Source organism: SAR86 cluster bacterium, from assembly GCA_023703575.1.
Lineage (GTDB): Bacteria > Pseudomonadota > Gammaproteobacteria > Magnimaribacterales > Magnimaribacteraceae > Magnimaribacter.
On record CP097969.1, the window covers coordinates 1,074,654 to 1,091,025 of the forward strand.

At 34.8% G+C, this 16,372-nt stretch carries 16 protein-coding genes; all 16 read right to left on the reverse strand.

Annotated features, from left to right (window positions below):
- Nucleotides 1-342: a septum formation initiator family protein gene (locus M9C83_05435; GenBank protein ID URQ66098.1), complete on the reverse strand. Its 342-nt coding sequence runs from the start codon at nt 340-342 to the stop codon at nt 1-3.
- Nucleotides 339-1,610, reverse strand: a complete 1,272-nt coding sequence (eno, locus tag M9C83_05440) for a phosphopyruvate hydratase (GenBank protein URQ66099.1) — start codon at nt 1,608-1,610, stop codon at nt 339-341. The genes M9C83_05435 and eno overlap by 4 nt, the downstream gene beginning before the upstream one ends.
- A 9-nt stretch (nt 1,611-1,619) precedes the next feature.
- Entirely contained in the window at nt 1,620-2,441 is an 822-nt protein-coding gene (gene kdsA, locus M9C83_05445; GenBank protein ID URQ66100.1) for a 3-deoxy-8-phosphooctulonate synthase, read from the reverse strand.
- Nucleotides 2,438-4,084 (reverse strand): CTP synthase, encoded by a 1,647-nt coding sequence (locus M9C83_05450; GenBank protein URQ66101.1) that lies wholly within the window; start codon nt 4,082-4,084, stop codon nt 2,438-2,440. The genes kdsA and M9C83_05450 overlap by 4 nt, the downstream gene beginning before the upstream one ends.
- A 94-nt stretch (nt 4,085-4,178) precedes the next feature.
- On the reverse strand, nt 4,179-5,255 hold the full coding sequence (locus M9C83_05455; protein ID URQ66102.1) for a diiron oxygenase: 1,077 nt from the start codon (nt 5,253-5,255) through the stop codon (nt 4,179-4,181).
- Nucleotides 5,256-5,353: 98 nt separating this feature from the next.
- Nucleotides 5,354-6,760 (reverse strand): replicative DNA helicase, encoded by a 1,407-nt coding sequence (gene dnaB, locus M9C83_05460; GenBank protein ID URQ67401.1) that lies wholly within the window; start codon nt 6,758-6,760, stop codon nt 5,354-5,356.
- A gap of 60 nt (nt 6,761-6,820) precedes the next feature.
- Nucleotides 6,821-7,276, reverse strand: coding sequence for a 50S ribosomal protein L9 (rplI, locus tag M9C83_05465; GenBank protein ID URQ66103.1), 456 nt, complete (start codon nt 7,274-7,276; stop codon nt 6,821-6,823).
- 3 nt (nt 7,277-7,279) lie between these two features.
- Nucleotides 7,280-7,543: a 30S ribosomal protein S18 gene (gene rpsR, locus M9C83_05470; protein ID URQ66104.1), complete on the reverse strand. Its 264-nt coding sequence runs from the start codon at nt 7,541-7,543 to the stop codon at nt 7,280-7,282.
- On the reverse strand, nt 7,543-8,022 hold the full coding sequence (rpsF, locus tag M9C83_05475; protein URQ66105.1) for a 30S ribosomal protein S6: 480 nt from the start codon (nt 8,020-8,022) through the stop codon (nt 7,543-7,545). The genes rpsR and rpsF overlap by 1 nt, the downstream gene beginning before the upstream one ends.
- Before the next feature lie 73 nt (nt 8,023-8,095).
- The gene (locus M9C83_05480) at nt 8,096-9,049 is read right to left on the reverse strand and encodes a D-alanine--D-alanine ligase (GenBank protein ID URQ66106.1); all 954 of its coding nucleotides are present in this window, start codon (nt 9,047-9,049) and stop codon (nt 8,096-8,098) included.
- A gap of 1 nt (nt 9,050) precedes the next feature.
- Nucleotides 9,051-10,439 (reverse strand): UDP-N-acetylmuramate--L-alanine ligase, encoded by a 1,389-nt coding sequence (gene murC / locus M9C83_05485; GenBank protein ID URQ66107.1) that lies wholly within the window; start codon nt 10,437-10,439, stop codon nt 9,051-9,053.
- On the reverse strand, nt 10,420-11,484 hold the full coding sequence (gene murG / locus M9C83_05490) for an undecaprenyldiphospho-muramoylpentapeptide beta-N-acetylglucosaminyltransferase (GenBank protein URQ66108.1): 1,065 nt from the start codon (nt 11,482-11,484) through the stop codon (nt 10,420-10,422). Before murG ends, murC begins: the two co-directional genes overlap by 20 nt.
- Nucleotides 11,484-12,656, reverse strand: coding sequence for a putative lipid II flippase FtsW (gene ftsW, locus M9C83_05495; protein ID URQ66109.1), 1,173 nt, complete (start codon nt 12,654-12,656; stop codon nt 11,484-11,486). Before ftsW ends, murG begins: the two co-directional genes overlap by 1 nt.
- A complete protein-coding gene (gene murD / locus M9C83_05500) occupies nt 12,646-13,950 on the reverse strand; it encodes a UDP-N-acetylmuramoyl-L-alanine--D-glutamate ligase (protein URQ66110.1) in 1,305 nt (434 codons plus the stop codon). The genes ftsW and murD overlap by 11 nt, the downstream gene beginning before the upstream one ends.
- A 5-nt stretch (nt 13,951-13,955) precedes the next feature.
- Nucleotides 13,956-15,038: a phospho-N-acetylmuramoyl-pentapeptide-transferase gene (mraY, locus tag M9C83_05505; GenBank protein URQ66111.1), complete on the reverse strand. Its 1,083-nt coding sequence runs from the start codon at nt 15,036-15,038 to the stop codon at nt 13,956-13,958.
- Nucleotides 15,038-16,372, reverse strand: coding sequence for a UDP-N-acetylmuramoyl-tripeptide--D-alanyl-D-alanine ligase (murF, locus tag M9C83_05510; GenBank protein ID URQ66112.1), 1,335 nt, complete (start codon nt 16,370-16,372; stop codon nt 15,038-15,040). Before murF ends, mraY begins: the two co-directional genes overlap by 1 nt.

The window sequence follows — 16,372 nt, forward strand, 5'->3', positions numbered from 1 at the left end:
TTAATTTTCTTTTAATGAGTCAACAGAAGCCTCTTCTTTAAAAACATAAAACTTTTCACCTTGTTTTATCATTCCAAGCTCTATTCTAGCTGCTCCTTCTAGGGCTTCCTTTCCAGAGCTTAATTTTTGTTTTTCTATTAGCAATTCTTGATTTTGTTCCTTTATCAAATTAGTCTCTGATTCGACTAAAGCAATATCTTCTTTGAGAATTTGTAGGTCGCTCCTACTAAAATCTCCAAACCAAAATTGATATTGAGTTAGTCCGATTATAAAACTTAATATGATAAATGAAGCAAAGAAAATAGGTTGCACCTTTAAGATTAGGATTACTTTTTTTATCATCTAATATATATTTTAGAATCCGACTCTATCATCAATAGTCTATTGTATTTAGCTACCCTGTCTGATCTTGATGGTGCTCCTGTCTTTATCTGACCTGAAGCCACTGCTACAGCTAAATCTGCAATAAATGTATCTTCAGTTTCACCAGATCTATGAGAAATAACAGTAGTAAAATTATTATCCAAAGAAGTTTTAACGGATTCAAAAGTTTCTAGAAGTGTTCCAATCTGATTTACCTTAACTAGAACTGAATTGGCAGAATTACTTTTAATGCCTTTCTTAATTCTCTCTGGGTTGGTAACAAACAAGTCATCACCGACTAGTTGAATTTGTGAACCTAACAATTCAGTCAGTTTTGTCCATCCGTCCCAATCATCTTCATCAAGCCCATCTTCAACTGAGCTTATAGGATATTTTTTACACAATTCTTGAATGTATCCTATCATGTCAGCAGAGCTAAAATCTTTATTCATGCCTACGAGGCTATAAACTGAATCCGAATAAAATTCAGTTGCAGCTATATCCAGACATAACGCAACTTGTTCGCCTGGAACATATCCTGCCTTTTCTATTGCCATCATAATTAGGTCAAGAGCCTCTTCAGGTGATTTTATGTTTGGAGCAAAACCTCCTTCATCACCTACTGATGTATTTAGACCTTTTGTAGAGAGGATATTTTTTAGAGTATGAAATATCTCCACTCCGGCTCTTAACGTTTCAGAAAAAGAATTGAACCCTCTTGGTTGAATCATGAATTCTTGAAAATCGATTGGATTATCTGCATGGGCTCCGCCGTTAAGAATATTCATCATGGGAATTGGAAGAGAGGGTGAAATATCTGTATTACAGAATTCTGAATATTTATTATTTAAAAAGGTATAAAGAGGAATATTATTTGCTATCGAAGCAGCTTTTGCAGACGCCATTGAAACAGCCAGGATTGCATTTGCTCCAAGATTACTTTTATTGGAAGTGCCGTCTGCATCTATCATCAGCTTGTCATTAGCTAGCAGGTCAAATATACCCTTACCTTTTAGTAAGGAGGATATCTCTGTATTGATTGCATTAACCGCACCTAAGACACCCTTGCCAAGATATCTGTTTGCATCTTTATCACGTTTCTCATTTGCTTCATGCTGACCAGTCGAAGCTCCAGAGGGTACCATCGCTAAAGCAGATATTGAGCCTTCAAGGTTAACTCTTGCTGCTACTGTTGGATTGCCTCTTGAGTCTATAACTTCAAAACCTTCTATGTTTTGTATTTTCATAGAAAACCCTTATTTAAACTCCTTAATTAAGTTATCTAAGTTCTTGACTTTATTCAGGAATTGATCAAGTTTTCGTAAAGGCAAGGCACATGGACCATCACATAAAGCTTTTGTTGGATCAGGATGTACTTCAAGGAATAATCCAGCCAGACCCAGGGACATACCTGCTCTTGCTAAGTCTAAAACGCTAGATCCTCTTCCATCCGCTTTATCGCCCAAACCTCCTGGTTTTTGTAAAGAATGAGTAACATCAAAAATTACAGGAGAGTTATTTTTAAGTTCAACCATTCCTAACATATCAACAACTAAATTATTGTATCCAAAAGAGGTTCCGCGCTCGCAAATCATTATATTTTCGTTTTGAAAATAACTACATTTTTTTAATATATTATTCATGTCTGATGGAGCAAGAAATTGACCTTTTTTTATATTTATAGGCAGGGAGGTGGCGCATGCAGCTTCAATCAAATCTGTCTGTCTACTTAAAAATGCTGGAATCTGGATCACATCTAAAACATTAGAAGCTAATTCAGCCTCTTCCGAATTGTGTATATCTGAAATAAGAGGGACTTTATAATCTTTTTTCAACTCGAGTAATTTTTTTAAACCTTTTTCAACACCAGGTCCCCGATAAGAATCTATTGAAGACCTATTAGCCTTATCGTATGAAGCTTTAAAGATATAAGGTATGTCATATTTTTTGGTTAGCTTTATACATTCCTCAATAACATCCTTAATGGTTTCATCATCCTCTAAAACATTTAAGCCTGCGATAAGTACAAAAGGCTTATCATTAGCTACCTCTAAGTTTCCTATTTTTATAGTTTTCATTTACTTATTTTATTCTTCTTGGCAGCTTTAATAAATCCTGTAAATAATGGATGTCCACTTCTTGGGTCGGATGTGAATTCTGGATGAAATTGACAGCCAATAAACCAAGGATGTTCATCTATCTCAATAACTTCAACCAACATTTTATCTGCAGACTTACCTACAACCTTTAATCCTTTAGAAACTAAAATATCGATAAGGTTATTATTGACCTCATATCTGTGTCTATGTCTCTCTTGAATCCTGCTCTTTTTATATAGAACCTTAGTCAAAGAATTATTTTCTAGAATACACTCTTGGGAGCCCAGCCTCATAGTACCGCCTAAATCGGAATTAGAATCTCGTCTCTTTATTGAGCCCTCGGAATCTAGCCATTCGCTTATAAGACCGACAACAGGATAATTAGTAGTCTTATCAAATTCAGTACTATTTGCTAACTTCAGTCTCGCAACATTTCTAGCAAATTCAATTACAGCTATCTGCATACCAAGACAGATACCTAGGTAAGGTATTAATTTTGTTCTGGCATACTTAACAGCGGTAACCATACCCTCTATTCCTCTTTCTCCAAATCCTCCCGGAACAAGAATTGCATCAGATTTTCCTAGTTTCCTATGAACGTTTTTTGAATCCAATTTCTCTGAGTCTACATAGTCTATATCTACCTTAAGGTTATTTTTAAAACCTCCATGTTTAAGTGCTTCATTCAAGGACTTGTAGGCATCTGCAAGCTCCGTATACTTTCCAACCATAGATATTTTGACAAATTCTTTTGGTTCGAGATCTTCTTTAATTACCTTTCTCCAGTCTCTTAAATTGGGTTTCTTAGAAGAATTTAATTTGAATTTTTCTAATACTATTTCATCGACTCTTTGATAATTTAATTCGATAGGGATCTTATAAATCGAATCTACATCTGGCATTGAGATGACTGCATTTGGTTTTACGTTAGTGAATAATGCAATTTTCTTTCTTTCCTCTTCTTCCATTGGTTTATCAGATCTACACACCAAGATATCTGGTTGTAAGCCATGAGATAACATCTCTTTCACAGATCTTTGTGTAGGTTTTGTCTTAGTTTCCCCTGCAGATTTCAAGAACGGTAAAAGAGTCAAATGCATATATAAGGTTTGATAGGATTGAAGATCTATCTTCATCTGCCTAATGGCTTCTAAAAAAGGTTGAGATTCTATATCACCTACTGTCCCACCTATCTCGACTATTGCCACATCGGAATTCCCTGCCCCTTTTATAATTCTTTTTTTTATTTCGTCAGTTATGTGTGGAATAACTTGTACCGTACCTCCTAAATAATCTCCTTTTCTTTCTTTTCTCAGAACTTCTTCATACACTTGTCCCGTAGTGAAGTTATTGGATTTAGACATCTTAGACGTAAGAAACCTTTCATAATGTCCTAAATCAAGATCAGTTTCAGATCCATCTTCAGTGACGAAAACTTCTCCATGCTGAAATGGGCTCATAGTTCCAGGATCAAGGTTGATATATGGATCTAATTTAAGAATAGTGACAGAAAGCCCTCTGCTTTCGAGAACTGCACCGAGAGAGGCAGCAGCAACACCCTTACCAAGTGAGGAAACTACTCCACCTGTTACAAATAAAAATCGTGTTTGTTTATTTCCCATCTAAGACACATTAGAAGCGTAATGATTAATTGCTTCACAACGATGGGATTACAGGTTAACAAAATCCTGTCTGAGGAACAATAGAAATATAATATTAGGCAGATAAATCGAGAGGTTTCTCTAACTCAGCCCAAGAGATATCACCATCAGGATCATGACTTTCGAATTCGAGTACCCCTAGTTTATCGTATAGAGGTCTTACCTTGTCTGTGAGCAAACCTATCCTTGAGAGGTTAGGTACGACTCTAGAGAATAAAAGCCTCTGAAATTCAGAAGCAAAACCTGCATTATTTGAAAATTCTCTAGCTTCGTCTTCATCCCAGCCAAATTTTCTAAATACATCCGTAGGAAAAAGTCTCTCCTTACTTATAACACAAGCTTCGTAAGCGAACATAGCTCTATCTTCCTTTTCTTCATGAGAAAGATTTTCAATAAAGTCTTCGAGGTAATTGACACCGAAAGTTACATGTCTAGCTTCGTCCCTGATAATCAAATGCAGGATATCCTTCAATACTGGATCTGGAGTAACTGCCTTGGCAGTATTGAAAGCAGCTAAGGCCAAGCCTTCAATAATAATCTGCATACCTATAAGTTTAAGATCCCATCTTTCGTCTGTCAGGATCTTATCTAGCAGGCTTTTTAAGCCTGATCCAACAGGATACATAAGCTTAGATCTATTTTGAATATACTTTGTAAAAGCTTCAACGTGCCTAGCCTCATCAAATGCCTGTGAGGCTGCGTAAAGTTTTGCTTGATAGGTAGGCGCGCATGACACCAACTGAGAGGCGACTAAAAGTGCCCCCTGTTCTCCATGTAAAAATTGACTAAATTGACTAGCACCTCTGTGTCTTAAGAATTCTCTCTTTTCTTCTTGACTCAATTTTTTGTAAGGTGGATATTCATCCCAAAACATAGGTGGTATTTCATCAGATACAACCATGGGTCTATCCCAATCTATATCCATAGAAACATTCCAATTGAGCTTCTTCCCTAGTTCATAAAGCTTTGCTATGCGGTTATCTTGTACCGTGTAGTCCCAATTATAGGTTCCTGTTAATGGTGTTTTAAATATCTCAGCAATATCTTCAACTTCTTCAGAACTTAAAACTGGTTCTATGTCTTCATAATCTCTAATTTTTCTGGGTGTTTCTTCTGTATATTTAATTTTCATCTCAAATAAAAAATTTAATCAAGGTAATCTTTTTAAGATTATACATTAACTTTAAAAAGGTATTTTGAAATATCCTCTTAGATACTTATGCTGTCATTCTATGAAGGGAAAGGATCGTCATTCTCATCATAGTATTGAGGTGGAAATCTATCGCTCCTAGCTAAATTTTGAAACGTGGCTGTATTTTCAACGAAAGCTACTTGAACTGCCTTTGTAGGGCCATTTCTCTGTTTAGCTATATTTACTTCAGCCTTGCCCTTACTCTCTAAGTCAGTTGGATCGTAGTATGAGTGTCTATAAAGAAATGCAATTACATCAGCATCTTGCTCTATAGCACCTGAGTCTCTCAGATCGGCTAGAATTGGTCGTTTATTTGGTCTAGTTTCAACGGCTCTGTTAAGTTGTGATAAAGCTATGACTGGAACATTCAATTCTTTAGCTAATGCCTTTAATGAGCGGCTTATCTCACTAATCTCTGCGACCCTATTATCTCCCCTTCCAGGTATCTGCATAAGTTGTAGGTAATCAATTACAATCATAGCAAGATCATCATTCTCTCTCTTTACCCTTCTTGCTCTAGCTCTTATTTCAGATGGAGATAGTGCCGGAGTATCATCTAGCAAAATATGTTTCTGACTCAAGACTGTCAGAGCCTTATCGATTCCCTCCCAATCTTGATCTTCTAGTTGACCCCTCATCAACCTTTGTAGATCGATATTTGAAATGCTTGAAATAAATCTTCTTACAACTTGCTCAGATGACATTTCCATACTGAATAATAAAACTGTCTGATCAGTTTGGCGGGCAACATTCTCAGCGATGTTAAAAGCAAATGCTGTTTTACCCATTGATGGTCGTCCCGCAATGATAATCAAGTCAGACTTTTGAAGGCCAAGAGTTACTTCATCTATTTCGGTAAAGCCGGTACTAGCTCCTACTAGTGAGTTACCACTCTCGGATGATTCTTGTATATCTGTATAAACTTGCCCGAGGAGCTCTTTAACTTCTTTAGGGCCAACAGATCGATTTAAGTCATCTCTCAAGCTTAATATCTTTTCCTCTGCCTCATCAATAATCCTATCGCTACCAGATGCATCGGATTCTTTCGCAATTTTTGAAATATTATCTGCAGCTATTATTAAACGTCTTAAATTTGATCTTTGCTTAATTATGTCTGCGTAGCTTTGAATGTTAGCTACGCTAGGCGTTTCTCTGGCTAAGAACGTAAGATAATCCTTACCGCCTGAATTTATTAACTTAGGGAGATCTCCATTGCCTTCAATAGCTTCTTGAACTGTTATTACATCTACGGGTTTACCTTCGTCTTGAAGATTGTTGATAGTTCTATAAATTAGCTTATGTTCTTCTTTATGAAAATCATCCTCTTTAACTAAGTCAGAAATAATATCCCAAGTCTCATTCTTAAGCATGATGCCTCCGAGAACAGCTTTTTCTGCTTCGGTTGAGTATGGTAATTCTCTACTTGGTATATTTTCTGAGGCCATATTTCTTTTTAGAAAAGGCTTCAATTCTCCCACTGGAAGAGGCCCATGACAAGTTACTTTTTAAGTTTCTTGACTTGCAATTATTTTAACTGTGATTGGTGCTATCACTTCTGGATGTAATTCGACATCAATTGAATACTCACCAACTTCTTTTAGTACACCCTCGGGCAATCTAACAGCACTTTTTTCAACTTGGTGGCCTTTCTCAACAAGAGAATCTGCGATCTCTCTTGTGCCAACAGAACCATATAAAGTCCCTTCTTCAGACACTTCCGCAGTTATTTCAATAACTAATGATTCCATACCTGATGCAAGGTTCATAGCTAAATCCTTTCTTTCAGCTTCCGCTGAAAGTAGTGCTTCTTTTCTTTTCTCGTATTCAGCTTTATTCTCTTCATCTGCCCTTACAGCCTTTCCGTTCGGGATAAGAAAATTTCTTCCATAACCTGCTTTTACATTTACAAGATCACCAGGATCTCCTAGTTGAGCTACTTTTTCTAATAAAATTACTTCCATGACTTAATTATAGTGAGAATCTGTATAAGGAATGAGTGCAAGATGCCTTGCTCTTTTAACGGCTTTGTTAAGTTGTCTTTGATACTTCGCAGAAGTCCCTGTCATTCTAGCAGGTATAATCTTACCAGTTTCGGTTATGTATTCCTTAAGAAGTTTTATATCTTTAAAGTCTATTTCTTCGATGCCAAGGGTCGTAAACTTGCAGTACTTAGGTCTATTATCAAAATCACTTTTTCGTTTGAAATTTTTCTTTTGCTTCTTCGCCATTACGCTTCCTCTTCGCTAACTTCGGTTGATGTTACGTCTAATTTTTTAGACGTTTCTTTTGGCTCTTCACTTTTATTGGAAGCTGCTCGTGCCTCTTGATCGACAGCATTATTTGCTGCTTCCCTTGCTTCCTGATAAGAATCTTTCTCATTATCCTCTTTGGTTTGTACAAGTAGGGCAGAAGGTTCACTATGCGCCTTCTTAGTGTTTAAGACGATATTTCTTATTATTGAATCATTAAACTTAAACGAGTTCTTTATCTCATCAATTGCTTCTTGATTGCATTCCACATTTAAGAGTCCGTAACTTGCCTTAAATTGATCTTGGATAGGATAGGCTAGTTTTCTATTTCCTATATTTTCAGAACGATGAACTTTACCGTTTGAGTCTTTTATAAGCTTTTCAAGCTTGGAGATTATAGAAGAGGTTTGATCAGACTGATCAGGATGCACTAGGAATACTATTTCGTAATTTCTCATTATTTTCCTCTTGGTTAATAGCTCCCATATTAATATGTGGAGCAAGGAGGGAGCATTCTATTTAGAAGTAATATTATTTGCAAGACAAATGAAGGACTTTGATAATTAATTCATCGAAGTCTATACCTTCGTAAGATGCAGCCTTGGGAAAAAGACTTGTTTCGGTTAGTCCGGGAACAGTATTAACTTCTATTATCTGAAAATTACCTTCCTTGTCTTCAATAAAATCAACCCTACCCCATTTACTGCAACCAAGCGAGGAAAACGCATGCCACGCATAGTCTTTAATTTCATTCAGTTTCTCGACTGAAAGGTCAGCTTTTATATATTCCGTACCTTTATTATTATATTTAGAATCGAAGTCATAAAAATCTCCTGACGGCTTTATATGAATTGGATGAAATACATCGTCTCCAAGTATCGAAACAGTAAGTTCTCTGCCATCAACAAATGCCTCTACCAGGATTGAGGAATCAAACTTAGAGGCATCAAGCATTGCTTTTTCAAGAGTGCCATTATCCGGTCTAACGATAGTTATACCAAAGCTGGAGCCTTCATTCGCAGGTTTAACTACATAGGTCTTATCTAATGCAGTTATATCATTTTCTCCCGAAAGATGCGGGGTCAATTTCATCTCAGGTCTGCCAACATTTAAAATTTCAACAAAATCTGGGGTAGGTAATAACAAGTCTCTCCAAATTTTCTTTGATTCAATCTTGTTTAAAGAAGTTTTACATGAAATTGTATCGCTACCTGTGTATCTAATATTCTTTGATTCAAGAATCTCTTGAATAAAGCCATCTTCTCCCCCTCTCCCGTGTAAGGCTATAAAAGCAAGGTCGTAATCAGTAGATAAAAGTTTAGCGTCTTCTTCAGAGGTTAAATCATACTCTGAAAAACTTATACCATTTCTTTTTAAAGCTCCTGCTACTGCAGTTCCAGAATTAATTGATATGTTTCTTTCAGCCGACCATCCTCCGTACAATAATAATATTTTTTGTTGTTGAAGAATTGCAATAGGATCCATTTTATTTGAATTCCTCAACTATACTTCGGCTAATGGAAGATATGTCACCAGCACCCTGGAAAACAAATATAGTATCTTTAGTTAAATCTTTATCAAATTCTTTAGCTACTTCTTTTTTATTCAATAACTTTACATTATCAAAACCAGATCTAATTAAGGAACTTTGTATGTTTGAACTATTGATCCCTTCTATTGAATTTTCTCCAGCAGAATAAATATCCAAAAGAAATAATTCATCTACATGGCTTAAAACTTCAATAAATTCTTCATATAGGTCTTTAGTTCTTGTAAATCTATGAGGTTGAAAAACCATTTTCAGCTCAAAGTCAGGAAAAGAATTTCTTATTGCCTGAATTGTTTTTCTAATTTCAGTTGGATGATGTCCGTAATCATCAATGTAAACGCAAGTACTATTTCCAATTTTCCTTTCCCCTAAAATTTGCATTCGTCTATCTATGCCCATAAAGTTAGATAGAGAATCCTGAATGACTTCAACTGCTATCCCTTCTTGTAAACATAATACAATAGCTGCAGCTGCATTAAGAACATTATGCTTACCAAGCATATTAAGCCTAAAGTCAAATGAATTTGTATCTGAAGATAATTTAAAGTAAGAGTTCCTCCCATCTGTGCTGTAATTCGATAACACATAGTCATTTGAAGGTTCAAAACCATAACTAATATGAGGTCTTTGAAAGTTGATCTTCAACTCTTTCACTACAGTGTCGTCACCACAAACAATTGATACTCCATTGAACGGCAGTTTTTTTATGAATTCCAAGAAGGCTTTTTTTAGATTATCAAAACTACCATCATAATTAACTAAATGATCTGGCTCTATATTCGTAACTATAGACACAGAAGGTTGCAGGAGCAAAAAAGACTTATCACTTTCATCTGCTTCAGCAATTAAGTAATCTCCCTCTCCTAACTGTGCATTGGAGTTGAAACTATTTATTATTCCACCATTAATAAAAGTTGGATCTAGATTAGCGTCAGTCATTATTGATGCTACTAAACTTGTAGTAGTTGTTTTGCCATGCGTACCTGCAATAGCTATTCCTCTTTTATTATTCATCAAACTTGATAGCATTTCTGCCCTAGCTAACACTGGAATTAAATGTTCCTTGGCATAGACTAATTCAGGATTATCATCAGATATAGCGCTCGATATAACCACCATTTCAACATTTGTTAAGTTATTTGGATTATGATCATAGCTAATACTTATGCCTAACCTCTCAAGCCTATCGGTATTTGATGAAGAGATACTATCTGAGCCCGAAACTTTGTAACCAAGATTGTTCAGCACCTCAGCTATACCGCTCATACCGCTGCCACCAATACCTATGAAATGGATATTGTTGAGCTTATATTGTGAGGTATTCATTAATAGATTTATAAATATTCTTGGAGGCAAACTGAGGAAAAACTTTAGAAGCAGAATGTGCCATTGTATTTAATCTATTATGGTCGTTTTCCAAATTAATTAATAGTTCCAGTAGTTGAATAGAATTGGAGACATCAGAATCGATAATTTCAGCTGCACCCCTATTTTTCAGATATTCGGCATTTGTATATTGATGATTTTCTGAAGACCAAGGAAGAGGTAAAAGTATAGAAGGTTTTTGAACTGAGCAAATTTCACTAACGGTCATAGCACCAGAGCGAGAAATAATTATATCGCAGAATTGATAGGCTTCAGATATATTTTCTAAAAACTCCTTAATCACAAATTCATTACCAGATTCAGTATAAGCATGCTTCAATTCATTTGAGATTAACTTACCCGCCTGATGAACAAAAGACCAATGAGAAGGTATCTTTTTAGTCTGTAAAATATTTATCAAGATATCATTGATTTGTTTTGAACCTTGGCTGCCTCCTAGAATTAAAATATTAAATTTTGCTTCATTAGATTTATTTATAGAAGGTGTATTTAATATATCATCACGAATTGGGTTACCGACGCACTTTACCTTATTTTTTAGATTATTAAATGTATCTGGAAAAGCTTCAAAGGTAATTTTAGATCTTTTGTGTAATATTCTATTAGTAAGTCCTGGGATACTATTCTGCTCATGAATAAATAATGGACAGAACAAAGAACCTATCAAACTGGGAGCAAGCGAGAGATAACCCCCTGTTGATATGATAATGTCAGGCTTTATGTTACTCATTAAGAAAAAACTTCTGATTAGGGCCGCAAAAAGATAGAAAATAGAACTTATTTTTGCAAAGAAATTTTTGCCAAGAAAACCTAGAGCTTTAATTGGATAAAATGAGAAATCTTCTCTTAAAGCTATGTTTTCTTCCAAACTATTTTTCTTTCCTATCCAAAAGATAGTATTTCCGTCATCTTGAAATTCGTTGGCAATACTTAAGGCTGGATAAACATGACCACCTGTTCCACCGGCGATTATAAGAATATTCATCAGAATTGTGCTCGTCGTTTAATCATCGGTATTGGCATTGAATTTTTATTTTCATAGTCTATTCTCAAAATCAGTCCAATCATTAGACAAACAATTATTAGACTAGTGCCTCCACCGCTGATTAAAGGTAAGGTTAATCCTTTTGTAGGCAAAAGACCTGAAGAAACTCCTACATTTATAAAGGTATGTAATCCTAGTAGTAGAGCTACTCCAAAAGAGAAATAGAAACCAAAGAAGTTCTTTCTTGCTAATGACTCCCTTCCAATAAAAAAGATCCTAAATGACAATCCGAAAAGTAATGAAATAATAGCAAAACCTCCCAATATTCCCATTTCTTCAACTATTACGGAAAATATAAAGTCTGTATGAGCATCAGGGAGATAACCCATTTTCATTAAACCTTGTCCCAGTCCAACTCCAAACCAATCCCCCCTTCCGATAGACATAAGTGATAAGGTCAACTGATAACCGCTTCCCCAAGGATCGCTCCAAGGATCGATGAAAGATATTATTCTTTCCCATCTCCATGGTACAAAAATAATCATCATCGTAATAGCGATAACACCTAGAAGAGCAACAACTATGAATTGTTGAATTTTTACTCCAGCTACAAATAAGATTCCTAATACGGATATAAATATTACTGCCGAGGAACCTAAATCAGGCTGAATAAGAATAATAGAAATAATACTCACAATGATTACAGCAGGCCTAAAAAATCCTAGCCAGTGCGTTTGTATCTCTTTTATTCTTCTTACTGAGTAGCATGAAATATATAGGATACTCAGAAATTTCATTATCTCTGAAGGTTGTAGGCCAAATCCAGCAATCCTTATCCACCTATTTGCCCCATTGACTTCAATACCTATCCCAGGAATAAAAACTAAAAAAAGCAATAAAATACCAAAAGTTATGAATAATCGATCATAAGAGGACCAAAACTTTAGAGGAACAAAAAAACATGCGAAAAGACCGATAATGCCAAAGATAAAGTAAAAAAACTGTCTGTTAAAAATAGCAGACGGATTACCGTAAATAGAATCAGAAAAATGTGCCGAGGCTGAAGAAAGTATTAATAATCCGAAAAACCCAAGCACTAAGAACAATGTAAGCAAAACAAAATCAAGTTTAGAAAAGTCAAAATCCTTCATAAAATTGAATTTATTCATCATTTAAGTCTTTTATTAAGCGTTTAAAGGTATCGCCTCTATCTTTATAATCTTTAAACATATCCAAACTTGAGCAAGCTGGAGAAAATAAAACACAATCATCATGTTTACAAAATTTTACCGCCTCTTTTAGAGCCTCCTTTAAATCTTGAACGATCAAGCAATGGGCATATGGTTTTAAAGTATCGAAGATTAACTCTTTATCTTTACCAAAGATAAAGACCTTTTTTAGACTTTTTATTTCTTGCAGTTCTTTTGAAGCAATTTCTTGTCCTTTCAAATCACCACCACATATTAAATATATATCCCCAATCTTTTCCAATTCATTTGCAGCACTTATTGCTTTCAACGTAGCATCTAAATTTGTTGCCTTAGAGTCATTTATAAAATTTAGTCCTCCAACCATCTCTAAATGCTCAAATCTGTGAGGAAATTTTTTAAATTTGTCGAAAGCTTTTTCTAGTTCTGCTAACAAGTTTATATTTCCTAAAGAGCTTTTTCTGAATCTTTCTAAAAGAGCCTCTAAAACTGCAACACTTGCCTTTAGATTTTCGATATCATGGCTGGGCCAATCTTTAAATATTGGTGATTCAGCAAGTTCAATAGGCAATATGATTGCCTTATAATTTATGAATGTTTTAGAAAAAAGATTTTTATCATTATAAGAAATATTTATTTCAGCTTTTTTTAATACTGAATTTTTTACGGACCTATAATCTTCAATATCTAAATGTCTATCTAAATGATCTTCTTCTATGTTCAATAATAAACCTATATCAAACTCAACTTCATTTAAAATTTCTAATTGGAAGCTCGAAACTTCTATGATTGATACATCAATATCATCCTCAATATAACTAAGTACAGGCTTGCCGATGTTTCCTATGGAGACTATTTTTAAATCCGACAAAACTGATCTAAGCAAAGTCTCTAAAATCTGGCAGGTAGAGGTCTTACCATTTGTACCTGTAATAAGTATTTTTATACTCTTGTTTGTTTTTAAAAACTCTTCAATGTCTGAGGAAATATTTATCTTATACTGAGAAGCAAGAGACAAGGCCTTATGTTGAATAGGTATGCCAGGACTGGAATAAACACCTGATACTTTGCTAAATAATTCGCTGTTTATTTGAGGATTAACATGAACTTTAATTCCAAATCTATCTATCTCACGAAGGCTTGGGTTTTCCTCCCAATCTTCTATTAGATAAATCTCATTAAATTTTTTTGAAAGATAATTTAATATTGATTGACCTGTCATTCCAAAGCCAAGAACTAAAGGTATCCTTTTCTGCACTTGATTTATCTTAGTCTAAGTAAAGCTAAACCTAGCAAGACAAGCATGAACGTAATAATCCAGAACCTAACAATTACTCGTGGCTCGGGCCAACCTTTTAGCTCATAGTGGTGATGTAAAGGTGCCATGTTAAAAACTCTCTTACCAGTTAACTTGAATGAAGAGACTTGAACGATAACCGAAAGCGCCTCAATAACAAAAAGTCCACCCATAACTAGCAAGACATATTCATGCCTTATAATAACGGTAACTATTCCTAATGCAGCACCAAGCGACAAAGACCCGACATCTCCCATAAATACTTGAGCAGGATAAGTATTGAACCAAAGGAATCCAATTCCAGAACCTACTAAAGCACCGCAAAATACAATCATTTCACCCGTACCAGGTAAATAAGGAATATTTAAAAAATCTGAATATATGGCATTTCCAGCTAAGTAACCAATAATTCCAAGACCTGCTGCAACCATAACGCAAGGAAGAATAGCTAATCCATCCAGTCCATCAGTTAAATTTACTGCATTACTAGTCCCTATTACTACAAAATATGACAAAACAATAAAACCAGTACCTAAAGGTATAGAAATATCTTTAAAGAATGGAACTATCAAACTGGTTTCAGAAATATTTTCTTGAGTAATATAAAGATAAGAACATGCCAAAATAGTTATAACAGACTGCCAAAAAATTTTATTTAAAGGCGACAAGCCGTCACTGGATTGATGTTTTATTTTTGAGCGATCGTCAATCCATCCTAGAATTCCAAAAGATATAGCCGTTAAAAAGGCAACCCATAAATATCGGTTTTCTAGGTCTCCCCATAAGACTACACTTAAAAATATAGAACTTAGGATCAAAGTACCACCCATTGTAGGTGTGCCCTGTTTTGATAGATGACTATCAGGGCCTTCCTCTCTTATAACTTGTCTAACCTGTATATCTTTCATCTTATTAATGAATTTAGGTCCTAATACCAGAGAAAATAAGAGAGAAGTTAATGTGGCTAGAATTGCTCTTGTAGAAAGAAATTCTACAACTCGAAAAGGTCCAAAAAATTCAGATAAGTATTCAAATAAAGGTAGTAACATTATTTTTTTAGTTTATCAGCTAATAAATCCATTCTAGTTGATCTAGAGCCTTTTACTAATATTATAGTTTTCTTATCGATAGCAGAAATTAAGTGAGAATAGAGATCATCTTGATTTTCAAAAATAGATAAATCTCTTTTTTCATTTGGACTACATGTTGACCACTCATCTCCTATGCAGAAAACCTGATCAACCCTTTCGCTTATGTAGTCATACATTTCTTGGTGAATCTCATGGGAATCTGAACCTAGCTCTTTCATATCTCCTAGGATACAAATTTTTTTTCTCTTAAGGCCTTCAAGTAAATCAACGGCATTTTTCAATGAAGCAGGATTTGAATTATAAGAATCATCAATTAGTATTGAACCCCTCAAGGAATTAGAAATAGCTAATCTCCTTTCAGGAAGATCGATAAATTTTAATCTTTCTTTGATATTGCTAAGTGGACATCCACAGTACATTGCAATCGCAACTGACAATGCTGCATTCAAGGGACTATGACGACTAGCTCCATTTATAGAAAATTTTTCTTTTTTACCATCAAACCTTAAATAGAAATTGGTGTAATTATTGATAATATCTATTTCTATATCTGAAACTTTAAAGTCAGAATTCTCTTCAAAACCGAAACTTATTACTTCTTTTGCATTAGTTTTTTTTGACCAAAAATCAAAAAAGAAGGAATCTTTAGGTAAGACAGCAACTCCATTATCATTATAAAAATTAAGAATATTCCCTTTTTCTTTTGCAATTGACTCTGTATCTTTTAAACCATCGAGATGCCCAATGGAAACATTAGTTATTGCAGCTATATCTGGTCTTACCTGATTATTCAAAATCGCAATCTCTCCTGACTCACTAGTCCCCATTTCAATTACTGAAAAATCATAGACATTTTTTAAACTAAGGAGAGTATATGGAACTCCTATCTGATTATTTTTATTGCCTAGAGTTTTATGACAAGAATTACCATCATTTAAAAGATTAGAGAGTATTTGTTTTGTCGAAGTTTTGCCGTTAGTTCCAGTAATGCCTATTACCTTGCCTATGAATTGACTGCGATTATAGTTAGCAACTCTATCCATGAATTCGTATGTACTTGCAACAACTATGTTTGGTATGTCATGTTCGATCGGATTATTAGAGATAATTCCTACTGCACCTTTGCTTATTGCCTCAGAAATAAATTGCGCCCCATCATAATTCTTTCCTTCTAGAGCAATATAAAGGTCATTTTGCTTAATCGTTCTACTGTCTATACTGAAGCTATCAATGCTAGTTGCTTCTCCAAAGAGCTGACCATCTGATATTTCTGCTAGTTTAGATAGATTCAT